This is a genomic window from Flavobacterium segetis (genome assembly GCF_900129575.1).
Taxonomy (GTDB): Bacteria; Bacteroidota; Bacteroidia; order Flavobacteriales; family Flavobacteriaceae; genus Flavobacterium; species Flavobacterium segetis.
Genome location: NZ_FQWE01000005.1, coordinates 99,623 through 125,562, shown reverse-complemented (window position 1 = coordinate 125,562; position 25,940 = coordinate 99,623). Strand labels below are relative to the sequence as shown.

Genomic DNA, 25,940 nt, shown 5'->3' with positions numbered 1-25,940 from the left:
TAAAAATTAGAGCCTTTTTTTTGAATTAACAATCTTATCTACATTTCTAAAGATATTAAACTGTACTAACTTTTTTCTAAATTAACTTAGTTAGAATAAATTTAATGGAATAGGAATTGAAAATTATAATATTCTTAGTATTTTAGGGCTTAAATCAAATTTGCATGAGAAAGAATTTTTTTATTTTCGGAATATCTGTCCTTATTTTAACTACAATAATTTATATGTTTTTTGATGTAGGATTACTTCTAATTCTATTTATTGCAATAATCTTAGGTTTGGGATATGCTAATAGCATACAACATAAGCATGCTATTTTAAGAAATTTTCCTGTTTTAGGATATTTCAGATATCTTTTTGAAATGATTAGTCCTGAAATTCAGCAGTATTTTATTGAAAGAGCTACTGATGGTAAACCTTTTTCAAGAAACGAACGCTCACTTGCTTACCAGCGATCAAAAGATATTGATTCTACAACACCTTTTGGAACACAATTAAATATTAACGATTCTAATTATGAAGGAATAAAACATTCAATTTTTCCAGCAGTCGTAAAAAAAGAACTTCCAAGAGTGTTAGTAGGAGGACCAGAATGTACGCAACCTTATCTTGCTTCACTTTTAAATATTTCAGCAATGAGTTTTGGTTCATTGAGTGAAAATGCAATACTCGCATTAAATAAAGGAGCTTTAAAAGGAAATTTTTATCACAATACTGGAGAAGGAGGATTAACTGATTTTCATCTGCAAGGTGGAGATGTCACTTGGCAAATCGGAACGGGTTACTTTGGTTGCCGAAATGAAAGTGGCGGTTTTGACAGTATAAAATTTGCTGAAAAAGCAAATTTTCCAACAGTAAAAATGATCGAAATAAAATTATCGCAAGGAGCAAAACCAGGGCACGGTGGCGTTCTACCTGCTGCAAAAAATACGGAGCAAATAGCAAAAATAAGGGGAGTTTTACCGCACACAACAATACTTTCTCCTCCAGGACATTCTGCTTTTTCAGATACAAAAGGTTTGGTACAATTTGTAGCAACTTTACGCCAACTTGCTAATGGAAAACCAATAGGTTTCAAGCTTTGTATTGGTAAGACAAATGAATTCGAAGCCATTTGCGAAGAGATGATCTTACAAAATTGCTATCCAGATTTTATAACTGTGGATGGCGCTGAGGGTGGCACAGGTGCTGCACCACTAGAATTCACTGATGGTGTAGGAATGCCTTTTGAGCCAGCTCTTATTTTTGTAAACAAAACTTTAATTCGTTTTGGAATTAGAAATAAAATGAGATTAATAGGAAGTGGAAAAATAATATCCGGATATTCCATTCTTAGAGCCGTTGCGCTTGGAGCGGATATGTGCAACAGCGCACGAGGATTTATGTTTTCATTAGGCTGTATTCAAGCCTTGCGCTGTAATACTAATACTTGTCCTACTGGAGTTGCAACACAGGATAAGATGCTAATGAAAGGTTTAGTTGTAACTGACAAATCAGAACGTGTGTTTCATTTTCATAAAAACACTTTACATGCGGCTAATGAACTTTTGGCAGCGGCAGGGAAAGACAGTTTTTCTGATGTCGATATCAGTATTTTTATGAGAGGAGATGAATTTTCTCATTTATCAGATCTTTACTTTCCGGATAACTTAAAAAGCGTAACGCATTATTAATAAATTAAAACAGATTTATAAAAAAAGTCCCAAACTGGAATTCCAGTTTGGGACTTTATCTTAAAATGTACTAAAATTTATTTTTTAGCTAATGCAGCACTCATTTCCATAGAAATTGCAGAACGCTCCATTTTTAATTTGCCTGACATAGTTTCAATCACAGCAGTAGTGTCTGCTAATTCAGAAACTTTTCCGTGAAGTCCACTTTTAGTGATTATTTTATCACCTACTTTTAGTGCGCTTTCAAATTCTTTTTCACTTTTAGCCTTTTTTTGCTGTGGTCTAATCATAAAGAAATAAATTACCACAAACATTAATATAAAAGGTGCAAATTGAGTTAACTGTTCCATAATTGTAATTTTCTTTTTTTGTTAGTTATTACATCAAACCTCTCCCGGCTTTGATGATTCTTTTATTAGTATTTAATTCTTTTACTAGATTGTCTAAAATTCCGTTGATAAAAATACTGCTTTTAGGAGTAGAATATTCCTTTGCAACCTCTAAATATTCGTTAAGTGTAACTTTGACAGGAATGGACGGAAATTTCAAAAATTCACATATTGCCATTTTCAAAATAATTGTGTCAATTTCAGCAATTCGATCTACATCCCAATTAGGAGTTTTATCAAGATATTCCTTAGCTAACTCTTTCTCATTTAAAACAGTTTTTCTAAATAAGTCTTTCACAAAATCCTTATCCTCATTATCCTTATACAATTTAGGAACTCTAAAATTATCATTTTCTCCTGCTTTGATAGCTCTTAGCTGCTTAATAATTTGAGTATTAACAAGTGGAATATCGTCAACCCAAGTCAGTTTATCATCTTCTAAGTAATCGTATAATTTTTCATTGGGAACAATAACTTCCATGAATAAATCTACAATAAACTGCCGATCTTCTTCAAATGAATGAACGGTATTACTCATATAATTGATGTATAAATCACTGGCTTTTATATCATTTAAAAGCAGCAAAATATAATCGTCATTTAAAGTCCAATTATTAATTTTTCGATTTTCTAGTGCGATACTCAAGGAATTATTATCAGAAAGAATTTGGAAAATTTGATTTTTAACAAACTTCTCATTTGGCTTACGCTCCTCCGGCGTTGCAAGGTGTTTAAGACTCGATTTGTGCAAAAAAACGGATTCAGTTTTGCAAATCTCAATTAGCGATGATAACATTATAAGGTATAAATCTTGGATGTTGTCGATACTGTAAAAAAGAAATTTCTCTTCTTTCTCTAAGTTATCTGAACCGCTTTGATGCATCGCATATATGGACTGCATAACTTTAACGCGAATGTGTCTTCTGTTTACCACCTTGTAAGAACTTTTTATAAATTAGGGTGCAAAAATAAGTATTTCATTTTTTAAAATAAAATATATCAGCACTTTATTTTTACCTGCCCATAGTTCGTTTAAAGCAATTAATCGCATATGAAAGCAGATTATTTTTTTTTAAAATAACTTTAATAAACTAGCAATTTAATTGTGTTCTTCTGCGATGATTTCTAAATTCTAATTACTGAACACTGACTCATTAATAATAAGTACTAGTCACTAAATACTAAAAATTACTTCTTACTATTTTCAATTTTTCTTTGATTAATGCGATTTTGAGCAATTGTCAAAGCTGCTTGATGAGTCGTGATCTTATTAGCGATAGCAAAATCAAAAATTTCTAAAGTAGTGTCATATATATTTTCAGTTCTCCGTATAATTTCTGTTTTATCGTAATGTGCTAGTTCTGCATATACATTAATTATTCCACCAGCATTAATTAAAAAATCTGGTGCGTATAAGATCCCTCTTTCTTGTAAAATCAAACCCTGAACGTTCTCATCAGCTAACTGATTATTAGCTGCTCCAGCAATGACTTTAGCTTTAATTTTATAAACTGTATCATTATTTATTGTTGCTCCCATTGCACAAGGTGCATATATATCAACATCAGCACTATATAAATCTTCACCTCTAAATATTGAAACATTGTACGCCGTAGCTACTTCATTGAGTTTTTGTTCATTGATATCAGCAATTGTGACAATAGCACCTTCCTTAACTAAATGAGCTACTAAAGTTTCTCCTACGTGACCTATTCCTTGAACTAAAACCCTCTTTCCGCTCAAGTTATCAGAACCAAATTGCTGTTTTGCAGCAGCTTTCATCCCCATAAAAACACCGTAAGCCGTCACTGGTGAAGGATTTCCAGAACCGCCTCTTTCCTCAGATATTCCTGTTACGTATGGCGTTACATCTCGCACAGTATCCATATCTTTAGTTTCCATTCCCATATCTTCAGCAGTGATGTACCTTCCGCTTAACGAATGAACAAATTCTCCAAATTTGCGCATTAATTCTGGCGTTTTCTGTGTTTTTGGATTGCCAATGATTACTGCTTTTCCTCCACCTATATTTAATCCTGTAATTGCAGCTTTGAATGTCATACCACGTGAAAGACGCAACACGTCATTTAGCGCTTCCCATTCATTTGCATAATCATACATTCTTGTACCTCCTAAAGCTGGACCCATAACTGAATTATGAATACCAATAATTGCTTTTAAACCCGTATCTTTGTCGTTGCAAAATACAATTTGTTCGTGTTCATCAAATGATAATTGTCCAAAAACGGGATCCATTTTTTGAAGTTCGTTTCCAGTCGTGAAAGCTGTATTCATAGCGTAATTTTTTATATTTATAAAATTATGAATTTGTCAAAAAGACTATTCAAAAATACGTAAAAAACACACTTATGTTCCTATTTTGATGAAAAATCATCGAATCATTAAATATTTAGTTTTAAAATCAGTTACTAGGTTAGTGATATAAAGCTTTAAATTAAAAAACAACGTCATTCCAACACAGAATATCTTAATACAATGAAAGAATTACAATATTTAAACAAATACTTTGTCAAATATAAATACAGTTTTTTACTAGGTGTCATCTTTACAATAATTGCCCAAATTTTCATGCTGTTCACCCCCAAGTTGATCAGTAAATCCTTCAAAGTTATTGAAGCTTTTGGTAATGATAAAACCATAACAAAATCAGTAATTCAGGAAGAGTTAATTTCGAATATCCTTTTGATTATCGCTACTACAATTATTGCAGGTCTTCTTACTTTCTTGATGAGACAAACATTAATTGTTATGTCGAGACACATCGAATTTGATTTAAAAAATGAAGTTTTCCGTCAATACGAAAATCTATCTCAAAATTTTTATAAACAGAATCGTACAGGAGATTTAATGAATCGTATTAGTGAAGACGTTTCTAAAGTAAGGATGTATGTTGGTCCCGCTGTTATGTACACCATCAATACCGTAATACGTTTCACTATCGTAATTGTATATATGTACAACGTGTCTCCAAGACTTACTTTGTATACGCTATTGCCATTGCCAATTTTATCTTATGCTATTTTCAAATTGAGCTCTGAGATAAATGTTAGAAGTACAATCTTCCAACAGTATTTATCAAAAGTTTCGAGCTTTTCTCAAGAAATATTTTCAGGGATTAGGGTTATAAAAGCATATTCCTTAGAAAATCAACACCAAAATAATATGGTGAATTTAGCCTACGAAAGTAAAAGTAAAAGTCTGAATTTAGCGAAGGTTCAGTCACTATTTGGACCATTAATGTTAGCATTAATTGGAATTAGCAATTTGGTCGTTATATATTTTGGCGGATTAATGTACATCAACGGAACTATTAAAAATATTGGAACAATAGCTGAATTTATTTTATATGTAAATATGCTTACATGGCCTGTTGCTTCATTAGGTTGGGTTTCATCAATGGTTCAAGAAGCAGAAGCTTCCCAAAAAAGATTAAATGAATTTCTAAAAGTATTACCTGAAATCAAAAATAACAATGAAAACAAGTCCATCATTAATGGTGCAATTTCCTTCGAAAATGTAAGCTATACTTATGATGATACTAACATTACTGCTTTAAAAGGCATCTCATTCTCAGTTAAAAAAGGCGAAACTTTAGCAATTTTAGGTAAAACTGGATCAGGTAAATCGACGATATTATCATTGATTTCTAGAATGTACGATGTTTCTAGCGGCATGATAACTATTGATAGCAAAGAAATCAGTACCATTAATCTATTTGATTTAAGGAATAATATTGGGATTGTTCCGCAAGATGCTTTTTTGTTCTCAGATAGTATAAAAAATAATATTATGTTTGGAAAGGAAAATGCAACTGATGAAGAAGTGAAGTCAGCGGCGAAAAGTGCGGTAGTCCATGATAATATTATGGGTTTCAACAAACAATACGATACCGTTCTTGGAGAAAGAGGAATTACACTTTCCGGTGGTCAAAAGCAGCGCGTTTCTATTGCACGAGCTATCATAAAAAATCCACCTATATTACTTTTCGACGACTGCCTGTCAGCTGTAGATACACAAACAGAGGAAACAATCTTGAGTAACTTAAATGATATATGTAAAGATAAAACTACTATTATTGTGAGTCATCGTGTGTCATCAGCTAAAAATGCCGATAACATAATTATTATCGATAATGGTCAAATTGTACAACAAGGTTCTCATAATCAATTGATAAATCAAGAGGGGTATTATTCCGCGTTATATTTGAAACAACTTTCAGAAAAAGAAACACATTAATTGTTGTTTTATATTTATTTTTTATAGATTTTTGGGTACTAATTAACAACCACAAATTGACCGAAAGGATTATGAGAGAACATGACATGTTAGAAAAAGAAGAGATATTTTCTAAAGTTTTACGAGCAGGAAGAAGAACATATTTCTTTGATGTGAGAGCGACAAAGGCTGATGATTATTATATTACAATTACTGAAAGTAAAAAATTTACCGAAGAAGATGGATCATTCCATTTTAAAAAACACAAAATTTATTTGTATAAAGAAGACTTTACATCATTTGCTGAAATTTTAGATGAAATGACCTCCTACGTGCTAAACCATAAAGGAGAAGAGGTAATTTCAGAAAGACACCAAAAAGATTTTAAAAAAGAATATACTACTGAAAAATCAGAAGATTACAACATTCCTGAGACGTCAACTTTTACGAATCTAGAATTTGATGACATCTAGGCGCTAAGAAGTGATTAAACGAAAGTTAAAAGCCTGAAGTTCAAATGAACGTCAGGCTTTTTTGATTAGATTTGACAATATAAAAAATCAAATGACTGAAACCAAATCACTTTTTTCTTTTCTTTACAGCAAACTCTTATCAGAAAAGACAAAGAAAAGAGCAGAAATATTTTTTGTTTCTCTTGCTATACTAAGTTTTTTACTACACTTGTTAATTATCTCATTAGTAGATTTAGAACTAATTTTAGCAAATAACCATCTAAAACTCTTAAGTAATCCAATAGCCGCAATTTACACTCCATTCTCTTTTATATTAATTTACGAAGTTTATTTGCTTGTTTATTATTTACCTAAATCAACTACGATATACATAGGTAAACAGTATGAAATCATAACCTTAATAATCATTAGAAGAATATTTAAAGATTTAACTAAATTAGAATTCGATACAAACTGGTTTAGCGTAAAAGCAAATGTGAATTTCACACTTGACATTATTGCTACAATAATTCTTTTTTATTTAATATTTGTTTTTTACAACCTCAACAGGGAAAATGAAATTAACCAATCTAAAATTCAAAAGACAATTGCTATTACTAAATTCATCAAACTCAAAAACGTTTTTGCAATAGCATTAATACCTATTTTCGTCGTATTATCCATTTACAGTCTCGGACATTGGATTTATGAAAGTTTCTTTTCCCTAACTGAAATTGTAGATAAAATTAAGGATATTAATAAAATCTTCTTTGATGAATTTTTTACAATATTAATTTTAGTTGAAGTTCTTTTACTTCTATTTTCGTTTTTCTTAACTGATAAATTTAGTAAAGTAATTAGAAATTCTGGCTTTATTATATCTACTATCTTAATTAAAATATCATTTGGAACAGAAGGGATTTTAAATACCATACTTATTGTAACAGCTGTTTTATTTGGGGTCATTATTTTAGCCATTCACAATAAATATGAGACTTTAGAGGCATCGAAAATTTCGACATTAGATACATAGTTTAACTTACAGCTAATCCATTTTCTATTCTAAAATCAGGTGCGAGCAAAATCACATTACCATCCTGCCCTATCACGCCTAGTAGTAAGCATTCACTCATGAATTTTCCAATTTGCTTTTTTGGAAAATTTATAACGGCAATAATTTGCCTGCCAATCAGCATTTCTTTAGTATATCGCTTAGTGATTTGTGCCGAGGATTTTAATATTCCTATTGTAAGGCCAAAGTCAATAGTAAGTTGGTACGCTGGTTTTCGAGCTTCGGGAAAATCAAAGATATCTACTATTGTTCCTACTCTCATTTCTACTTTTTCAAAATCCGATAAATTAATTTCCATTGTCTGTCTATTTTATTTGCTCCTAAATTTAATAATTCAAATTTAAATATGAAAAGTATCTACTGTTATTCATTATTCAATAAAATAACGATCGATAAAAATGAAAATTGTAATCTAAACTCAAAAAAAAGCGTTTTATAATAAAAATGAATGTATTTTTGCAATGTGTTATTTCAAATTTATGAAAACTTTTTTAAATAGATCGCTACTATATTCCTCTTTTCCTAAGGAGGATATCATGCGTGCTGCGAAATTTTCACATTCAAAAGCCTTTGTCAATTAGACCTTCGTCTATATAAAACAATCAACTTCAGGACGAAGGTTTATTTCTACATCATTCATTCTATATCCGTTTTTAAAAATTGTTATTTTAAATTCTAAATTTACTTTATATCATGTTTACAAAAAAATTAGCAGTACACCACATAATTGGGGTGATTACTATTTCGCTTTTACTTGTTACTTTTACATTAATACTAGCAGGAAATATTCATTTTTTATTTCTAATTGTTCCGTTTTACTTGCTGTACATGTATATTCAAGATATAATGCAAAACAAACAAACCGTTAGAAAAAATTATCCTATTGTTGGCCGCTTTAGATATTTATTAGAATCCATTCGTCCTGAAATGCGTCAATATTTTTTTGAGGGAGAATTAGATGGTAAACCTTTTAATCGTAGACAACGATCAATTGTGTATCAAAGGGCTAAAAATGTAAAACAAACCATATCATTTGGTATGCAGGATGATCCTAATCGTATAGGTTATGAATGGGCCGCACATTCTATATATCCAAAACGTGCTGATAAACAATTTTTTAGAACTGTTGTTGGAAATGAACAATGCCTTCAGCCTTATGATGCCAGCATTTACAATATTAGCGCTATGAGTTATGGTGCATTAAGTAAAACAGCTATATCCTCTTTAAACAAAGGAGCTCAACTAGGTGGTTTTGCTCATAATACTGGTGAGGGAGGAATTAGTGATTTTCATTTAGAGGGCGGAGATTTAATTTGGCAAATTGGTACAGGTTATTTTGGATGCCGTAATGATGACGGCACATTCTCTGAAGAATTATTTAAAGAAAAAGCCATTTTTCCACAAGTAAAGATGATAGAATTAAAACTCTCTCAAGGAGCTAAACCAGGACATGGAGGATTATTACCTGGCGAAAAAAACACAGAAGAGATTGCCAAAATTAGAAATGTTAAGCCTCACATTGCAATACATTCACCGGCAGGACACACTGCATTTTCGAACAGTGTTGAATTGTTGTACTTCTTGCAAAAGATGAGGGTATTAGCTAATGGAAAACCTATAGGTTTTAAAATTTGTATAGGCCGTCAAGATGAATTTATATCCATTGTAGAAGCGATGATACAAACTGGAATTGTTCCTGATTTTATTACGGTCGATGGCGCTGAAGGCGGTACAGGTGCAGCACCATTAGAATTCATTGATTATATGGGAATGGCACTTTCTGACGCATTAATATTTGTAAGTAAAATATTAAAAGAATATGGAGTTAGAGACCAAATAAAAATTATGGCTTCAGGCAAAATCATTACTGGTTTTGATATAGCTAAAGCTATGTCACTTGGTGCTGATATATGTTATAGCGCTAGGGGAATGATGTTCGCATTAGGCTGCATTCAAGCCTTGCAATGTGACAGTGGAAAATGTCCGGTAGGAATTGCAACTCAAGACCAAAATCTATATAAAGGATTAGACATAACAGATAAAAGTGTACGTGTCATGCATTTTCATAATAATACCCTAAAAGCCTTTGCCGAATTCATAGGCGCTTGTGGTTTTGAAAGTCCAAAGGCGATTACTCCCAATGTTTTTTATAGAAGGATTGATCATAAAACCAATGAAAGTTTTGCTTCATTGTTTTTTAACGATATTCAAATTAGAACAAAAGATGAAAAAATAAACTTAAACTAAATCAATATGAAACCAATTCCTGTTTTAACAAATGCAGATTATAAAATACTGCGAGAATTAACAAAGAATGCTAAAGACAGTACTAATATTAGAGAAATTTCTTTACTAGCCCAAGAGTTAGACCGTGCAATTATTAATAAAGACGATGTTGTGGATCAAAGTATTGTTCGAATGAATTCTCATGTAACAATTGAGGACTTAAACTCTAAGCAACAAATGAAAGTTCAAATTGTTATGCCTTCACAGGCTAACTTAAAAGAGGGCAAAGTTTCCATTTTAGCTCCATTATGTGTGGCCGTAATAGGTTTTAAAGAAAATGATGAAGTAGAATGGCAATTGCCATCCGGCATCAAAAATTTAAAAATTATTTCTGTTAGTAACGCTTCTAACAACTAAATAGTAAATTCCTTTAAACACCTCATTTTTATGAAGGTGTTTTTTTTATGCTTTTCTATAAATATCGAAATTCTTAAACCAGTATTTCATTCCTTAAAAAGGGCTCATTTTATTCCAAAAAAAATACCCCAAAAAAGACTTTCGTTTTTTGGGGGTAGTTCAAGAAAAAAGCTATTTGATCATTTTAGGTTGTGAGTAAAAGTTTAATCTCACATTCTATTTATTTATCTCTAACTTTAAACTTTGTATTTAGTACCTTATTTAACATCCATTAATTCAACGTCAAAAATCAAAGTAGCATTTGGTGGAATTGCTCCTCCAGCACCACGAGATCCATATCCCAAATGAGACGGAATCACAAAACGCGCTTTATCACCTACTTTCAATAAAGCAATACCCTCGTCCCAGCCTTCTATAACTTGACCTTGTCCTAATGTAAATTCAATTGGTTTTTTTCTTGGATAAGAAGAATCAAAGACTTTACCGTTTTCTAAAGATCCTTCATAATGAACAGATACTGTTTTACCGCTTTGTGCTTGTTTACCATCACCTCTTTGAATGAATTGGTAACGCAAACCGCTATCTGTTTTTTCAAAACCAGCTGCTAGTTTTTCCATAGCTGCTTCAGCATCTGCTTTTAAAGCAATGTCACGTTTGTTACGAGCTCCTTTAAAAGTAATGAAAGCTTCAACTGCATTCCAGTTCTTAGCTTCTTCACCTTCTCTGATAATTTCAAGTGATTCTAAAGCATCTCCTTGCTCAACAGTATCAACAATATCTTGTCCTTCTATAACATGACCAAAAACAGTATGTTTGTTATCCAACCAATCTGTTGGAATGTGCGTAATGTAAAATTGAGAACCATTTGTTCCCGGTCCTGAGTTAGCCATAGCTAAAACTCCTGGACGGTTGTGTTTTAAACTTGGATGAAATTCATCATCAAACTTGTAACCCGGATCTCCAGTTCCTGTACCTTGTGGACAACCACCTTGAATCATAAAATCAGGAATTACTCTGTGAAATTTTAATCCATCATAAAATTTAACGCCTTGTGGTTTCACTTTATTTTCAATATTTCCTTCTGCTAATCCTACGAAGTTTCCAACAGTTCCTGGAGTCAAATCGTGTGTTAGTTTTACTAAAATTGCACCTCTTGTGGTGTTGAATTTAGCATATATTCCGTTTTCCATTTTTGTGTAATTTTTATTGAAGAGCAAATTTACGAATTTAATTAGAGAATTACCAAAGTGATTAGAATACAAATTAGGATTTCGTAATTCATAAATACCACTAGCAATGCAAAAAAAATGGCATCCATTGTGGATGCCATTTGTAAGAACTATTAAAATAGATTATTTTACATTTAATCCCGCATTATTTAAATAGGATTGAACTTGCATCTCTTTTCCAATAAAATCTTTAAAAGCTTTATTTAAATCTACACTATTACCAACAGACAAAATGTATTTTCTAAATCGTTCTGAATTTGCTCTTGTTAATCCTCCATTAGCTTGCATCCAATCATAAACAGTGTAATCTAATGTTTTTGACCAAGTATAAGCATAATAACCAGCAGCGTATCCACCACCCCAAATATGTGCAAAATAAGGAGAATGATATCTTGGCGGTACCTCATCTACTAATAAACCATATTTAGCTAGTGCTTCTTTTTCAAATTCTAATGTTGGTTTAAAATCGGACTCATTTTCCACTCTGTGCCAAGCCATATCTAAGGTTGCAGCTGCTAGAAGTTCAGTTACAACATAACCTTTATTAAATGTGTCTGCTTTTTTGATTTTGTCGATTAAAGCTTGAGGAATAACTTCTTTCGTTTTATAATGAATAGCATAATTCCTTAAAACGGTTGGATCTAAAGCTGCATGTTCATTAATTTGTGAAGGGAACTCTACGTAATCTCTTGGCACTGACGTTCCAGAAAGAGATTCATATTGCTGATTGGCAAATAATCCGTGTAAAGTATGTCCAAACTCGTGAAACATAGTTGTTACATCATCAAAACTTATTAATGAAGCATTTCCATTGATTGGTTTTGAGAAATTATAAACGTTTACAATAACAGGTTTTTGTTTTAAATAATGAGACTGACTCACAAAATTATTCATCCAAGCACCGCCATTTTTATTATCTCTTGTGTAAAAATCTAAATAATAAATAGCAAGAGATGAACCATCATTATCAAATACTTCATACACTTTCACATCAGGATGATAGACTGGCAAATCAGTTCTTTCTTTGAATGTGATACCATACATTTGCTTTGCAGCAAAAAACACTCCTTTTTCTAAAACGGTACTAATTTCAAAATAAGGTTTAATTTCACTCTCATCCAAGTCGTATTTCGCTTTACGAACTTGTTCTGAATAAAAATCCCAATCCCAAGGCTCTAATTTAAATCCTCCATTTTGAGAATCTATTAAAGCTTGAATTTCCTTAGCCTCTACTTTAGCTTTGGCAACAGACGGAGCAGCAATTTTTGCTAAAAGATCCATAGCTGGAGCTGGAGATTGAGCCATTTGATCCTGCAATTTCCATTCAGCAAAACTCTTTTTACCCATTAACTTTGCTTTTTGTAAACGCAATTTTGCTATTTTTTCTAACACTTCGCGTGTATCGCCATCGTCATTTTTTTCTGCACGATACCATGACGATTTGAATATTTTCTCTCTGCTTGCACGATTGGTTAAGCTTGCAAGTACGGGTTGCTGTGTAGTATTTAATAAACTAATTAAGTACTTTCCATCACTACCTGCTTCAGTAGCTCTAGCTTTTGCAGCGGCAATTTCGCCAGTGCTCATTCCGTCAAGTTCTTTAGCATCAGCAAATAAAATAGCTCCGTTTTTACGAGCAATTAAAAGTTTATTGCCAAAAAGAGTGCTTAAACTTGCTAATTCGCTATTGATGTTTTTCATTTTATCTTTATCCGCAGTCGATAAATTAGCTCCAGCCAATTCAAATTTTTGTAGATAATATTCTGTCAATTTTTTATCTTCTCCTTTTAAGCTAGTTAAATTGATTGCTTTAAAGCGATTATACAATTCACTATTTAAGTAGATTTTATCGTTATGAGCTGAGAAAATTGGAGCATATTCCGCTTCGATAGCTTGTAGCTTAGGATTAGTGTTTGATCCTGTTAAGTTATAAAAAGCGCTAGTCGCTCGTGTCAAATCTACACCACTAGTTTCTAGAGCCACAACCGTATTTAAAAAAGTAGGTTTCGCTTTATTGATCGCTATTTTAGTAACTTCTTGGTCATGAACTCTTAAAGCGTACTCAAAAGCTGGTTTGTAATGCTCATCTTTAAATAAATTAAATGGTGGTGCTTGATATTGCAACGTACTTTTTTGTAAAAGAGGGTTTGTCATTTTTACAGATTGTGTTTGCGCATGAATAGTTTGCGTTGACAAGGCAGCAATAAATAATACCGAACTGGCCAAAACAATTTTTGAAATAAATCGCATAATTAGTTTTTTAAAATTTGGGTATAAATGTAATCAAAAAACAACATTTGTTCTTTGTTATTGAGTGCTAGTTTTTGAGATTTCACAAAATTTATAGAATATTCCAAAAACTTAATTACTTTAGTAGTTTAAAATTATTCATAAACAACAACTAAAAAACCAAGTGTAAATGAAACAATTATTAACTTTTTGCCTTTTATTTTGCGGATTAATGAATGCTCAAAATAAAATTACTTTAGAGTATTATCTTCCGCAAAATACTATCTACAATAAAAACATACCAACACCAAAAAGCATATTCCATTTTGAATTAGGAGAAATGCACACTGATCATACACAGGTGGCAAATTACATGAACATTATAGCGAATGCGTCAGACCGAATTTCTATTGAAACCACTGGGTATACGTACGAAAACAGACCTTTACAATTACTAACAATTTCGAGTCCAAAAAACTTAGCAAATATTGACGAGATATTAAAAAGACATCAAGCTGTTGCTGTTGCAGGAGCGAATAATACTGATCTTTCTGATTTACCTATTGTTATTTATCTTGGATACTCGATTCATGGCAATGAATCGAGCGGAACGGGAGCCGCAATTGCACTAGCTTATTATCTTGCAGCAGGAGAGAGTGCAGAACTTGAAAAAACATTAGATAACACGATTATTTTACTTGATCCTTGCTTTAATCCTGACGGATTGCAACGTTTTTCGAGTTGGGTAAACAGTAATAAAAGTTCTAATCTAGTCACTGATTCTAACGATAGAGAATTCAATGAAATGTGGCCTAGAGGACGTTTTAATCATTACTGGTTTGATATGAATAGAGATTGGCTTCCAGTACAACTCCCTGAGAGTCAGGCTAGAATTAGATCATATCGCAAATGGTTACCTAATTTATTGTGTGATTTTCACGAAATGGGAACTGACGCTACTTATTTCTTTCAACCTGGAGAACCAACGCGAACGAATCCGCTCACTCCAGAACTTAATCAAATCCTAACCAAAAAAATCGCTGGTTATCACGCAAAAGCTTTGGACAAAATAGGAAGTTCTTATTTTATTGAAAAGAATTTTGATGATTTTTATTATGGAAAAGGATCTTCTTATCCTGACATTAATGGATCGATAGGGATTTTATTTGAGCAAGCAAGCTCACGTGGTCATGCACAAGAAAGTGTTAATGGTATTTTGACGTTCCCTTTCACCATCAGAAATCAATTTACAACTAGCTTGTCATCTATACAAGCCGCTTATGAAATGCGAAAAGAATTATTGGATTATCAAAGAGATTTTTATGTAAAAGCTCGAAATGATGGTAAAAAAAGCGCAATAAAAGGATATATTTTCGGAGATGAAAATGACGCAACACGCGTAAATGAATTGGCAAAAATACTAAATCAGCACAAAATTGAAATGCTGAAATTGAAAGAGGACGTTACAATAAACAAAAAGAAATTTGCTAAAAATCTAAGTTACATAATTCCTGTTGATCAGCAAAACACGAAGTTAATCAACGCTATTTTTGATAGACAAACAAAATTCAAGGACAGTTTATTTTATGACATCTCAACATGGAGCTTCGATTTGGCTTTCAATTTAAATTTTGAAGGTGTAAATTCTCTCTCTCAAGCTGGAGGTCAATACGAGCCCGTTGTCAAACGAGGATTGGTTAGTAAAAAAAGTAATATTGGTTATTTAATAGAATGGACGGATTACGACTCGCCTAAACTTTTAAATCAAATATTATCTAAAAACATACGTGTTAGAGCCACAAAACAACCCTTTACATCTGCTGGAAAAACTTATTCTTATGGTACGCTTTTCGTGCCAGTTCAAAATCAAGAAATGGATTCAGATGCACTGTTTGACTATTTAAACAAGATCATACCTGACTATGCAATTGAAATTGCAGCAGTAGATACTGGTTTTACAGAAGGTATCAATTTAGGAAATCCAAGTTTTGTAACACTAACGCAACCAAAAGTCGCAATGGTCGTAGGACAAGGAGTTGACGCCTCTGATGCCGGTGAAATTTGGCATCTTCTAGATCAAAAAGCTGCAATGCCTTTGACTAAAATTAACTTAGAACAATTGCAAAACGTAGATCTTAATAGATACACTACTTTAATTTTAGCTAATGGAAATTATAATAGTTTCTCCAGTAGAGCGATTGCTAAAATAGAGCAATGGGTTCAAGCGGGTGGAACTTTAATAGCGTATCAGGATGCTATTAAATGGCTGAATGATGCAAAGTTTATAGATTTGACTTTTAAAACTATAAAAAACGAAGCTAAAAATATTTCTTTTGAAAAAGCTGATGATTACCGTGGTGCAAAATTAATTTCAGGAGCAATATTTGAAACCAAATTAGATTTATCACATCCTATCAATTTTGGAATGCCACGAAATACACTGCCCATTTTTAGAAATTCATCAATTATTATTGAACCGAATAAAAGCAGTTTTAATAATCCAATTCAATACGCTAAAAACCCACTAATAAGCGGTTATATCTCAAAAGAGAATTTAGAATTACTTAAAGAAACAGTACCTTTCCAAACCATAAAAAAAGGAGATGGTAGAATTACTATTTTTACGGACAACACTAATTTCAGAGCATTTTGGTTAGGGACAGAGAAATTACTTTGGAATGCTATTTTCTTTAGTAAATTAATGTAACATAGAAATTTTAATTTAATCAAAAAATACGATTCTTTACATTTCATTCCTGTCTGGCAAAACCAGACAGGAATTTTTTTTTCAGGTACCCATTTGCAAAATCTGACTTACTAAAAGCCGAGCTCTAAAACGACAGCAACTCTTCAAAAACATTGTACATTTGCATTTTAAATTTTTATAAATAAAACCATGCGTATTGATATTGTTACGGTCTTACCTGAATTGTTAAGAAGTCCATTTGAAGCTTCTATTATGAAACGCGCGATTGAAAAAGGATTGGTTGAAGTTCATTTTCATAATTTACGAGATTATACTGCAAACAAACAGAAAAGCGTAGACGATTATCCCTATGGCGGCGGGGCGGGAATGGTTATGACTGTGCAACCCATTGATGCTTGCATTACACATTTAAAAAGCGAGAGAGCATACGATGAAATTATTTATATGTCGCCTGACGGGGAAACGCTCAATCAAAAAATGGCTAATACGATGTCTATGTATGAAAACATCATTATTCTTTGTGGTCATTATAAAGGGGTGGATCAGCGAGTAAGGGATCATTTTATCACGAAAGAAATTTCAATAGGCGACTATGTATTGAGTGGTGGAGAATTAGGAGCCTTAGTTTTATCAGATGCTCTAATTCGATTAATTCCAGGTGTTTTAAGTGATGAAACATCTGCTTTAACCGATAGCTTTCAAGATGGATTACTTTCTGGACCTATTTATACAAGACCCGCAGACTACAAGGGATGGAAAGTTCCAGAGGTTTTAACTAGTGGAAATTTTGCTAAAATTGACAAGTGGCGTGAAGATATGGCTTACGAGCATACGAAAAATAGACGTCCTGATTTATTAGAAGAATAGTAAGTGTTACGTAAATTCGTAACTAATAATTAGCCTTGATGTTTCATTTGTAACTTGAATTAACCTTTATAAACTGAAATCTTACAAGACAAAGTATAAGTGAATATAGATTTAAAACTTGCTAATTAAAACAATAGTTCTATATTTGCACCCGAATTCAGATTAACCTCTGGCGAGATCCGCGAATGTTGATTTGATAGAAACTATAATTAAAGATATCATGGCAGATTTAATGAAATTCGTTCAAGACGAATTAGTTGCAAAAAAAGATTTCCCAGTTTTCGCAGCAGGTGATACAATCACTGTTTACTACGAAATTAGAGAGGGTGAAAAAACTAGAACACAGTTTTTTAAAGGTGTTGTAATTCAAAGAAGAGGTTCTGCAAATACAGAAACTTTTACAATTCGTAAAATGTCAGGTGCTATTGGAGTAGAGCGTATCTTCCCAGTAAACTTACCAGCTTTACAGAAAATCGAAATCAACAAAAAAGGTGCAGTTCGTAGAGCTAGAATTTTCTACTTTAGAGAGCTTACTGGTAAAAAAGCAAAAATTAAAGACAAAAGAAGATAGTTCACTGTCTCTTTACTATAAGAAATCCTCAACATTGTTGGGGATTTTTTTAGTTATAAACTAAAAATAGTTATGTAATTTTATTAAATATTTAGATTAAAACAGGAATTTAATTCCAAAAGTCTCAATCATGGAGTCTCAAATTTCACTAATAATCGATAAGAAGCTCTTAAATTCTCATATTCTTGATTCGACCTCTATAAAATCCTAATTTGACAATTCAATTTTGTTACTCTAAACAAAAGTAAAGCACATCTCTTTTTACGAAATCGTTTTATTACCTTTGTGGACATTTTGAAAACAAGAATTATATTTACCATTACATTATGACAAAAATTAAAGTAGTTAATCCAATTGTTGAGTTGGATGGCGATGAAATGACACGAATTATCTGGTCTTTTATTAAAGATAAATTAATTCTTCCTTACTTAGATTTAGATATTAAATACTACGATTTAGGAATGGAAAGCAGAGATGCTACAAATGACCAAATCACAATTGACTCTGCTGAAGCCATCAAGAAATACAATGTTGGTATTAAATGCGCTACTATTACTCCTGATGAGGATCGTGTAAAAGAATTTGGATTAAAAAAAATGTGGAAATCCCCAAACGGTACAATCCGTAATATTGTGGGTGGTACCGTTTTTCGTGAGCCGATCATAATGAAAAATGTTCCTCGATATGTTCAAGGTTGGACAAAACCTATTGTTATTGGTCGTCACGCTTTTGGAGATCAATACAAAGCTACTGATACCGTAATTAAAGGGAAAGGAAAGTTAACCATGACTTTTGTTCCTGAAGAAGGAGAAACTCAAACTTGGGATGTTTACGATTATCAAGGTGATGGTGTTGCAATGTCAATGTACAATACTGACGAAAGTATTTATGGATTTGCACATTCTTCATTCCAAATGGCATTAACAAAAAAATGGCCCTTATACCTTTCGACAAAAAATACCATTTTAAAGGCTTATGACGGTCGTTTCAAAGATATTTTTGAAGAAGTGTACCAAGCAAATTATAAAACTAAGTTCGAAGAAGCTGGAATTACATACGAACACAGATTGATTGATGACATGGTTGCATCAGTAATGAAATGGAGCGGTGGATTTGTATGGGCTTGTAAAAACTACGATGGTGACGTACAATCAGATACTGTAGCGCAAGGTTTTGGTTCATTAGGATTAATGACTTCTGTTTTAGTTACTCCTGACGGAAAAACTGTTGAGGCAGAAGCCGCACACGGTACTGTAACAAGACATTTTAGACAGCACCAACAAGGAAAAGCAACCTCAACGAATCCTATAGCATCTATTTTTGCATGGACAAGAGGATTAGAACACAGAGGAAAACTAGACGAAAATCAACCATTAATCGATTTTTGTCACACTTTAGAGCAAGTTTGTATTGACACTGTAGAAAGCGGAAAAATGACAAAAGACTTAGCAATGCTAGTTAAACCAGAAGGGTTAACCGCAGCTGATTACTTAACAACTGAAGCCTTCTTAGCAGCTATAAAAGAAAATTTAGACTTTAAATTAGCGTAATTTATCTTCTAATTTTTTTGAAAAGACAACTGGAAACAGTTGTCTTTTTTTATTACAATATATTAACAACTGTTGAACAATACATTAAAGTGTTTTTGTTGAAATTTGTAAATCAAAATTCAACAAATGATTACAAAAAAAATTATATCCTTTCTATTTTTTATCCTCTTTTTCACGACGTCTTTCTCACAAGAAAAATTTACACTCAGTGGTACAATAATGGATGTTAATACAAATGAAACTTTGATTGGCGTAAACATTGTAATTCCAGAATTAAAAACTGGAGTAACAACTAATGAATATGGTTTTTATTCCATAACACTCCCGCAAGGAAATTATACGATTCAAATTAGCTCTCTAGGATATCAAACGATAGAAGAATATATTGAATTAAACCAAAGTACGAAAAAAAATCATAAATTATTCGGAAATGAAACAGTTCTAAAAGAAGTTATAATTACTGATAATAGAACTAAAACAGATATAAAAAGAGCTGAAATGAGTGTGAACAAGCTCTCTATTTCAGCAATAAAGAAAATGCCGGTTGTGCTTGGTGAAGTAGATATTATTAAATCTCTTTTACTACTTCCTGGAGTTACCAATGCTGGTGAAGGCGCCTCTGGATTCAATGTTCGTGGTGGTGGCGCTGATCAAAATTTAATACTGCTCGATGAAGCAATGATATTTAATTCGTCTCATGTTTTTGGCTTTTTCTCTGTGTTTAATCCAGATGCAATTAAAGATCTAAAATTATATAAAGGAGGAATTCCAGCTCGTTACGGCGGTAGAGCTTCTTCTGTTTTAGATATTTATCAAAAGGATGGTAGCAGTAAAGGATTTAAAGTCAACGGCGGAATTGGATTAATATCGAGTCGGATTTTAGCGGAGGGACCATTGGTAAAAGATAAAGGATCATTCCTTATAGGCGGTCGCAGCTCGTATGCACATCTGTTTTTAAAATTATCCGAAAAACAGAAAGATAACTCAGCTTATTTCTATGATTTGAATACCAAATTGAGTTATAAATTAGATCCTAATAATAATTTATACTTATCTGGATATTTTGGCCGAGATGTATTTTCGTTAAACAAAAGTTTTACTAACATATATGGAAATGCTACCTTAAATTTAAGATGGAACCATTTATTTTCTGATAAGTTATTTTCTAATTTATCATTGATATACAGCGATTATTATTATGGATTAGATTTAGATTTCGTAGGATTCAAATGGGATTCTGGTATCAAAAACTATAACATCAAATATGATTTTAAAAATTATATTTCAGATAAGTTTAAATTAAATTATGGAGTAAATGGCATTTATTACTCATTTAATCCGGGTACAATAAGACCATCAGATGAAAATTCAGGGATCAATTTTGATCAACTAGATAAAAAATATGCTTTTGAACCGGCATTTTATTTAAATGCTGATCATGATATTTCAAAAAGATTATCACTTTCCTATGGACTTCGTTACAGTCTTTTTTATCGTTTGGGACAGTCAGATGTAAATATTTATACAAATGACAATCCCGTACTTTTTAATTCGGATTTACAAATTTATGAAAAAGCAACTCCCATTGGAACAAAATCTTTTGGAAAGAATGAGTCAATGAAATCTTACAATTACATAGAGCCTCGCTTCTCTTTAGCTTATCAATTAAATGATGAGCAATCAATAAAAACAAGCTACAATAGAATGGTTCAATATTTACAACTAATTTCAAATACATCCTCACCTACTCCACTTGATATTTGGACTCCAAGTGATGAATTTATTAAACCTCAGATTGCAGATCAAGTTGCTGTTGGTTATTTCCGGAATTTTAAAGATGGGGAATACTCTCTAGAAGTTGAAACCTATTACAAAATAGTAAAAAATAGATTGGATTACATCGATGGAGCAGATTTGATTGCTAATAAAGCAATTGAGCAAATTATATTAAATGGCGAGTTAAGATCTTACGGTTTAGAATTAATGTTTAGAAAAAATGAAGGTCGATTCAACGGATGGATCTCCTACACATTAGCAAAATCCCAACAGCGAACTCCGGGAAGAACTGCTAGTGAACTCGGTATAAATAATGGCAATTGGTATAACTCAGTGTATGATAAACTACATAACATAGCAATAACAAGCGCATATAACTTGAATGATAAATGGTCTTTTGGTGCAAACTTTGCTTTTCAAACTGGTCAACCCGTAACATATCCTAATGGTCAATATCAATATCTAGGAATTACCGTTCCTAGCTATGGATTACGCAATGAAAACAGACTTCCTGCTTACCATCATTTAGATATTTCTGCCACTTTAACCCCCAGAAAAAATATAAATCGAAATTGGAAAGGTGAATGGGTTTTTAGTATCTACAATTTATATAATCGTAAAAATGCAGCATCTATTAACTTTAGACAAAACGCAGATTCTGGTACTAACGAAGCTGTAAAAACTTCGATTTTTGGAATGGTTCCCGCGGTTAGTTACAATTTTAAATTTTAATTGAAATGAAAAAAATAACACTATTAATAGTAACAGTCGCAGCCATTTTTACAAGTAGTTGTGAAGATGTTATAGATTTAAATTTAGATACTGCTACGCCAAAATTAGTTATAACAGCATCTATCAACTGGAAAAAAGGAACTACTGGTAATCAGCAAAAAATAACGTTAGCCACTACTACAGGTTTTTACAGCAATGAAATTCCGAAAATTTCTGGTGCAACTATCACAATTAAAAATAGCGCAAATGTGATTTTTAATTTCGTGGAATCAACTACAAAAGGCGATTATATTTGCACTAATTTTGTACCCGCGATTAATGAAAATTATACGTTAACTGTTGTTAATAAAGGCGAAACCTACATTGCCACTGAAACTTTAAAAGCAGTAGCACCAATAACTGAAATTATTCAAAATGATCAAGGTGGATTTACAGGGGATCAAATAGAAATAAAAACTTTTTACACGGATCCTACCAATCAGGCTAATTACTATTTATATAAATACAGCTATTCAAACCAAATAAAATCCAACTATTATGTAGATCAAGATGAGTTTTTTAACGGTAATAAATTTTTTAGTGTTTCTCAAAATGATGATTTAAAAAAAGGTGATAAAGTTGAAATTACACATTTAGGTATTTCAAAACAGTACTACAATTATATGAGCGTACTAGTAAGTATTTCTAGCAATAGTGGTGGTGGTCCATTTCAATCGCCTCCAGCCACAGTGAGAGGGAATATTGTGAACAATACAAAATTTGAGAATTATCCATTAGGCTATTTTGCTTTAAGCGAAATTGAAACTAAAAATTATACCATCAAGTAAGTGAAAATTTAAAGTTTTTTGAAGCAATTCCAGCTTTCTATTACAAGTTCTCTTGCAAAAAAGATTTTTTCTATTGTTCTTACAAGAGCTTCTTTTAGTCGCTTTGCAAGACCAAGAAAAAATACTTTTTAGCTGCGTGAAGCTTTTCATTTCAATCTAGGCTACAAAACGAAGAAATTTCAGCTCAAATCGTTTATTTTAATCTTTTTAAATTGAAATTATTTTATATCTTGGACGCACTATCTTATCCTAATTCTTAAACAAAAATCTTAATGTCTTCACATCATATCGTTCGCGATGATCAAGAACCAGCACTAATTATCGCAAATGGTGCATCCTGTACTCCCGAATTATTAGGTCAACTATTAGAATGGTCTCCTTTAGTCATTGTATTAGATTCCGCAATGGAAAGAGTCATTAAATTAGACATTAAAGTCGATGTACTTTTAGGTGATTTCGATCGCAATTTCGATTCTGAAAAATATAGAATCCTGCAGTATCCGATAGAAATAATTGAGATCCCTGACCAAAATAAAACCGATTTAGAAAAAGCATTTGATTATCTAATAGAAAGAAAAATTCCTGCTGTAAATGTAATTTGGGCAACAGGACGAAGAGCAGATCATACAATAACAAACATTACTAACATTGTACGCTACAGGGATTTGATAAAAATAGTTATCCTTGACGATCACTCAAAAGTTTTCCTACTACCTAGAAAGTTTCAAAAATGGTATACAGCGAACACTCCCATTTCCTTGATTCCCGTTGGTCATGTAACTGGAATACACTCTCAAAACTTATTCTATCCGCTGAAAGATGATTCATTAACAATTGGTTTTCGAACAGGAAGTAGTAATCATGTAACTCAAGACGGAATTGTCACTATTGAACATAATGAAGGTGATATGTTATTAATGGAATGCATAGATTAATTGTTAATGTATTTTCATTAAAGCATTTTTAACAATTTTATAATGACTCCAGGGAATAAAATGATTTGCATTTTCGATAGTTATGGTATCAATTGACTTTGCGTTTACAAAGTTCTTTTTCATGAATACCATGTTACTGTATGGTACTAGAAAGTCCTTAGTTCCATGAATTATAGTAACACTTGTATTTATTTTACTTAACTCTGGCTGTAAATCAAATAAATCCTTTTTTAACCACCACAATTCATCATTAGATTGTCTTAATGCACCTGGAATCAAATACCGAAAAGGCGAAACTTTGACAACCTTTCTCCATTTTTCAGGATTTTCTGCTTCTGGGTTTACTGATCCAGAAAGTATAACAATGTTTGAATACCAATCCGGGTGATCTACTGCTAATTTTGCCACGACTGGGCCGCCTACCGAATGTCCTACTAAAATCAGTTGCTTTTCATTTCTAATCGCATCTATAAATGCTGAAATAATTTGTGACTGAACACTCAAGTTCTGTGCCTCACCAAAATCACTGTAACCAAAACCTGGCCGATCAATAACAATCATTCTATATTTTTTTAACAATAAAGTGTCTACGAGATATTCCTTAAAAGCATTCCAACTTCCTGGTGAACCGTGAATAAAAATCAAAAGTGGTAGCCGTTTATCACCTGTTTCAATATAATGAATATTATTTCCATCAAAATTTATAGTGCTATCCTGAAAAGCTACTGAATTTTTTTTAAAATATTTGACGGTTTCATTCCTTGAAAATCGCAGTGTCATGCAAGATTGACAGACTACTATATAGGAAATCAATAAAACAAAAGCGATATATCGTTTTTTAAAAAGAATTCGATTGGACTTTAAAATCATATTTTTAATTTTTATCTGAACGGAATAATAGAGTACATAAAAGTACCCGTTTTTATTTTACAAAGTGCGTATAAAAATATTTGATGACTATTTTTTATTGTTTCTAATTTCAAAAAATAACCTAGTTTTTTTACAAAGCACTTATGACTATCTTTACATCGAAATATAGAAAATGAAAGAGAAACACAATACTGAAAAAACTAACTTACATTCTAGAAATCAAGATCGATTTGGATATAATTTTGATGAATTAATTGTTGATTATCCTGCATTACAAGAATTTGTTGGCATAAACGAACATCAAATCCAAACCATTGATTTCAGCAATCCCGCTGCTGTCAAAGCGCTTAATAAAGCATTGTTGATCCACCATTACGATATTCATGATTGGGATATTCCAAAGGATTATCTTTGTCCACCAATACCAGGGAGAGCTGATTATATTCATTATATAGCTGATTTATTGGCAGCAAACAACAACGGCATTATACCCGAAGGAGAAACAATTCAATTGTTAGATATAGGCATTGGCGCAAATTGTATATATCCAATTATTGGTAATACTACTTATGGTTGGAATTTTGTAGGAACTGATATTGATGAAAATGCTATCCAAAACTGCAAAAATATTATCGCTGCAAATCCTAAACTGATAGATGTTGTGAGCTTACAGTTACAAACAGAATCAAGATTTATATTTAAAAATATTATTACTCCTGAGGACCGATTTACTTTTACTATCTGCAATCCGCCTTTCCATGCTTCTCAAGAGGAAGCTACTAAAAGTACTATTCGGAAAGTAAATAATTTAGAGACAAGAGACTTTAACGATAAAAATACAAGTCCCATTTTAAACTTTGGTGGAAAAAATTCAGAATTATGGTGCAAAGGCGGTGAGCTTGGCTTTATTACTCAGATGGCTTACGAAAGTGCTAAGTATCCGTTGCAATGTTTGTGGTTTACTACTTTAGTGTCTAAAAAAGAAAATCTTTCTAGTATTTACAAAACACTTAATAAAGTCAGTGCAGTCGAAATTAAAACCATTAATATGGCTCAAGGCCAAAAAACAAGCAGAATAGTTGCATGGACTTTTATGACTGCAGCGCAACAGAAGGATTGGAAATTTGATTGATAAATTATTATATAGTAACAGTTCTAAAGTAAATTATACTGTTTAGATAG

The 25,940-nt window shown here is 32.1% G+C and carries 21 protein-coding genes; 14 read left to right on the top strand and 7 right to left on the bottom strand.

The genetic code is table 11. From position 1 onward, the window contains the following. The first annotated feature begins 164 nt into the window (after nucleotides 1–164). Nucleotides 165–1,673, top strand: a complete 1,509-nt coding sequence (locus BUA99_RS08625) for an FMN-binding glutamate synthase family protein (protein ID WP_072990900.1) — start codon at nucleotides 165–167, stop codon at nucleotides 1,671–1,673. 77 nt (nucleotides 1,674–1,750) lie between these two features. Here the strand turns inward: BUA99_RS08625 and yajC are convergent, their stop codons facing one another. The 3 genes from yajC to BUA99_RS08610 all read right to left on the bottom strand — a co-directional run bounded on the left by yajC (nucleotide 1,751) and on the right by BUA99_RS08610 (nucleotide 4,357). Further along, nucleotides 1,751–2,023, bottom strand: coding sequence for a preprotein translocase subunit YajC (yajC, locus tag BUA99_RS08620; protein ID WP_072990897.1), 273 nt, complete (start codon nucleotides 2,021–2,023; stop codon nucleotides 1,751–1,753). Between the two features lie 28 nt (nucleotides 2,024–2,051). Continuing rightward, on the bottom strand, nucleotides 2,052–2,963 hold the full coding sequence (nusB, locus tag BUA99_RS08615) for a transcription antitermination factor NusB (RefSeq protein ID WP_072991454.1): 912 nt from the start codon (nucleotides 2,961–2,963) through the stop codon (nucleotides 2,052–2,054). 287 nt (nucleotides 2,964–3,250) lie between these two features. Next, entirely contained in the window at nucleotides 3,251–4,357 is a 1,107-nt protein-coding gene (locus BUA99_RS08610) for a Glu/Leu/Phe/Val family dehydrogenase (protein WP_072990894.1), read from the bottom strand. 201 nt (nucleotides 4,358–4,558) lie between these two features. Here BUA99_RS08610 and BUA99_RS08605 point away from each other — a divergent pair, with 201 nt between their 5' ends. From BUA99_RS08605 to BUA99_RS08595, 3 genes are all read left to right on the top strand, one after another. Beyond that, on the top strand, nucleotides 4,559–6,319 hold the full coding sequence (locus BUA99_RS08605) for an ABC transporter ATP-binding protein (RefSeq protein WP_072990891.1): 1,761 nt from the start codon (nucleotides 4,559–4,561) through the stop codon (nucleotides 6,317–6,319). Nucleotides 6,320–6,390: 71 nt separating this feature from the next. Then, entirely contained in the window at nucleotides 6,391–6,771 is a 381-nt protein-coding gene (locus tag BUA99_RS08600; RefSeq protein ID WP_072990888.1) for a PUR family DNA/RNA-binding protein, read from the top strand. A gap of 91 nt (nucleotides 6,772–6,862) precedes the next feature. Next, entirely contained in the window at nucleotides 6,863–7,783 is a 921-nt protein-coding gene (locus BUA99_RS08595; protein WP_072990886.1) for a hypothetical protein, read from the top strand. A 1-nt stretch (nucleotide 7,784) separates the two neighbouring features. Here BUA99_RS08595 and BUA99_RS08590 read toward each other — a convergent pair whose 3' ends face one another. Beyond that, on the bottom strand, nucleotides 7,785–8,120 hold the full coding sequence (locus tag BUA99_RS08590; RefSeq protein ID WP_072990883.1) for a tRNA-binding protein: 336 nt from the start codon (nucleotides 8,118–8,120) through the stop codon (nucleotides 7,785–7,787). A gap of 395 nt (nucleotides 8,121–8,515) precedes the next feature. Between BUA99_RS08590 and BUA99_RS08585 the strand changes: the two genes are divergently transcribed. Together BUA99_RS08585 and BUA99_RS08580 are read left to right on the top strand one after the other, a co-directional pair. Continuing rightward, complete coding sequence (locus BUA99_RS08585; protein ID WP_072990881.1) at nucleotides 8,516–10,069, top strand: FMN-binding glutamate synthase family protein; 1,554 nt, start codon at nucleotides 8,516–8,518, stop codon at nucleotides 10,067–10,069. A gap of 6 nt (nucleotides 10,070–10,075) precedes the next feature. Next, complete coding sequence (locus tag BUA99_RS08580; protein ID WP_072990877.1) at nucleotides 10,076–10,465, top strand: GreA/GreB family elongation factor; 390 nt, start codon at nucleotides 10,076–10,078, stop codon at nucleotides 10,463–10,465. Nucleotides 10,466–10,722: 257 nt separating this feature from the next. Here BUA99_RS08580 and BUA99_RS08575 read toward each other — a convergent pair whose 3' ends face one another. Both BUA99_RS08575 and BUA99_RS08570 read right to left on the bottom strand, forming a co-directional pair. Next, nucleotides 10,723–11,655, bottom strand: coding sequence for a peptidylprolyl isomerase (locus tag BUA99_RS08575; protein WP_072990874.1), 933 nt, complete (start codon nucleotides 11,653–11,655; stop codon nucleotides 10,723–10,725). Between the two features lie 162 nt (nucleotides 11,656–11,817). Beyond that, nucleotides 11,818–13,944 carry a M3 family metallopeptidase gene (locus BUA99_RS08570; RefSeq protein WP_072990871.1) on the bottom strand — a complete coding sequence of 709 codons (2,127 nt, stop codon included), beginning with the start codon at nucleotides 13,942–13,944 and terminating at the stop codon, nucleotides 11,818–11,820. Between the two features lie 169 nt (nucleotides 13,945–14,113). Between BUA99_RS08570 and BUA99_RS08565 the strand changes: the two genes are divergently transcribed. The 7 genes from BUA99_RS08565 (at nucleotide 14,114) to BUA99_RS08535 (ending at nucleotide 23,888) form a co-directional block, all read left to right on the top strand. Next, entirely contained in the window at nucleotides 14,114–16,630 is a 2,517-nt protein-coding gene (locus BUA99_RS08565; protein WP_200778654.1) for a M14 family zinc carboxypeptidase, read from the top strand. 189 nt (nucleotides 16,631–16,819) lie between these two features. Further along, nucleotides 16,820–17,497, top strand: a complete 678-nt coding sequence (gene trmD / locus BUA99_RS08560) for a tRNA (guanosine(37)-N1)-methyltransferase TrmD (RefSeq protein ID WP_072990866.1) — start codon at nucleotides 16,820–16,822, stop codon at nucleotides 17,495–17,497. A gap of 220 nt (nucleotides 17,498–17,717) precedes the next feature. Next, nucleotides 17,718–18,068 (top strand): 50S ribosomal protein L19, encoded by a 351-nt coding sequence (rplS, locus tag BUA99_RS08555; protein ID WP_072990863.1) that lies wholly within the window; start codon nucleotides 17,718–17,720, stop codon nucleotides 18,066–18,068. Nucleotides 18,069–18,394: 326 nt separating this feature from the next. Next, nucleotides 18,395–19,618 carry an isocitrate dehydrogenase (NADP(+)) gene (locus tag BUA99_RS08550; protein WP_072990859.1) on the top strand — a complete coding sequence of 408 codons (1,224 nt, stop codon included), beginning with the start codon at nucleotides 18,395–18,397 and terminating at the stop codon, nucleotides 19,616–19,618. A gap of 126 nt (nucleotides 19,619–19,744) precedes the next feature. Further along, nucleotides 19,745–22,126 (top strand): TonB-dependent receptor, encoded by a 2,382-nt coding sequence (locus tag BUA99_RS08545; RefSeq protein WP_072990856.1) that lies wholly within the window; start codon nucleotides 19,745–19,747, stop codon nucleotides 22,124–22,126. A 5-nt stretch (nucleotides 22,127–22,131) separates the two neighbouring features. Next, nucleotides 22,132–22,953: a DUF4249 domain-containing protein gene (locus BUA99_RS08540; RefSeq protein ID WP_072990853.1), complete on the top strand. Its 822-nt coding sequence runs from the start codon at nucleotides 22,132–22,134 to the stop codon at nucleotides 22,951–22,953. Between the two features lie 272 nt (nucleotides 22,954–23,225). Continuing rightward, entirely contained in the window at nucleotides 23,226–23,888 is a 663-nt protein-coding gene (locus tag BUA99_RS08535; RefSeq protein ID WP_072990850.1) for a thiamine diphosphokinase, read from the top strand. Nucleotides 23,889–23,891: 3 nt separating this feature from the next. Here BUA99_RS08535 and BUA99_RS08530 read toward each other — a convergent pair whose 3' ends face one another. Continuing rightward, the gene (locus BUA99_RS08530; protein ID WP_084673509.1) at nucleotides 23,892–24,758 is read right to left on the bottom strand and encodes an alpha/beta fold hydrolase; all 867 of its coding nucleotides are present in this window, start codon (nucleotides 24,756–24,758) and stop codon (nucleotides 23,892–23,894) included. Nucleotides 24,759–24,930: 172 nt separating this feature from the next. On the opposite strand from BUA99_RS08530, the gene rlmF reads away from it, so the two are divergent. After that, nucleotides 24,931–25,890 carry a 23S rRNA (adenine(1618)-N(6))-methyltransferase RlmF gene (gene rlmF, locus BUA99_RS08525; protein WP_072990845.1) on the top strand — a complete coding sequence of 320 codons (960 nt, stop codon included), beginning with the start codon at nucleotides 24,931–24,933 and terminating at the stop codon, nucleotides 25,888–25,890. The last annotated feature ends 50 nt before the right edge of the window (nucleotides 25,891–25,940 follow it).

Coding starts and splice junctions, on each gene's coding strand:
- BUA99_RS08625 (WP_072990900.1), top strand. CDS start 165: ATGAGAAAGAATTTTTTTATTTTCGGAATATCTGTCCTTATTTTAACT.
- yajC (WP_072990897.1), bottom strand. CDS start 2,023: ATGGAACAGTTAACTCAATTTGCACCTTTTATATTAATGTTTGTGGTA.
- nusB (WP_072991454.1), bottom strand. CDS start 2,963: ATGCAGTCCATATATGCGATGCATCAAAGCGGTTCAGATAACTTAGAG.
- BUA99_RS08610 (WP_072990894.1), bottom strand. CDS start 4,357: ATGAATACAGCTTTCACGACTGGAAACGAACTTCAAAAAATGGATCCC.
- BUA99_RS08605 (WP_072990891.1), top strand. CDS start 4,559: ATGAAAGAATTACAATATTTAAACAAATACTTTGTCAAATATAAATAC.
- BUA99_RS08600 (WP_072990888.1), top strand. CDS start 6,391: ATGAGAGAACATGACATGTTAGAAAAAGAAGAGATATTTTCTAAAGTT.
- BUA99_RS08595 (WP_072990886.1), top strand. CDS start 6,863: ATGACTGAAACCAAATCACTTTTTTCTTTTCTTTACAGCAAACTCTTA.
- BUA99_RS08590 (WP_072990883.1), bottom strand. CDS start 8,120: ATGGAAATTAATTTATCGGATTTTGAAAAAGTAGAAATGAGAGTAGGA.
- BUA99_RS08585 (WP_072990881.1), top strand. CDS start 8,516: ATGTTTACAAAAAAATTAGCAGTACACCACATAATTGGGGTGATTACT.
- BUA99_RS08580 (WP_072990877.1), top strand. CDS start 10,076: ATGAAACCAATTCCTGTTTTAACAAATGCAGATTATAAAATACTGCGA.
- BUA99_RS08575 (WP_072990874.1), bottom strand. CDS start 11,655: ATGGAAAACGGAATATATGCTAAATTCAACACCACAAGAGGTGCAATT.
- BUA99_RS08570 (WP_072990871.1), bottom strand. CDS start 13,944: ATGCGATTTATTTCAAAAATTGTTTTGGCCAGTTCGGTATTATTTATT.
- BUA99_RS08565 (WP_200778654.1), top strand. CDS start 14,114: ATGAAACAATTATTAACTTTTTGCCTTTTATTTTGCGGATTAATGAAT.
- trmD (WP_072990866.1), top strand. CDS start 16,820: ATGCGTATTGATATTGTTACGGTCTTACCTGAATTGTTAAGAAGTCCA.
- rplS (WP_072990863.1), top strand. CDS start 17,718: ATGGCAGATTTAATGAAATTCGTTCAAGACGAATTAGTTGCAAAAAAA.
- BUA99_RS08550 (WP_072990859.1), top strand. CDS start 18,395: ATGACAAAAATTAAAGTAGTTAATCCAATTGTTGAGTTGGATGGCGAT.
- BUA99_RS08545 (WP_072990856.1), top strand. CDS start 19,745: ATGATTACAAAAAAAATTATATCCTTTCTATTTTTTATCCTCTTTTTC.
- BUA99_RS08540 (WP_072990853.1), top strand. CDS start 22,132: ATGAAAAAAATAACACTATTAATAGTAACAGTCGCAGCCATTTTTACA.
- BUA99_RS08535 (WP_072990850.1), top strand. CDS start 23,226: ATGTCTTCACATCATATCGTTCGCGATGATCAAGAACCAGCACTAATT.
- BUA99_RS08530 (WP_084673509.1), bottom strand. CDS start 24,758: ATGATTTTAAAGTCCAATCGAATTCTTTTTAAAAAACGATATATCGCT.
- rlmF (WP_072990845.1), top strand. CDS start 24,931: ATGAAAGAGAAACACAATACTGAAAAAACTAACTTACATTCTAGAAAT.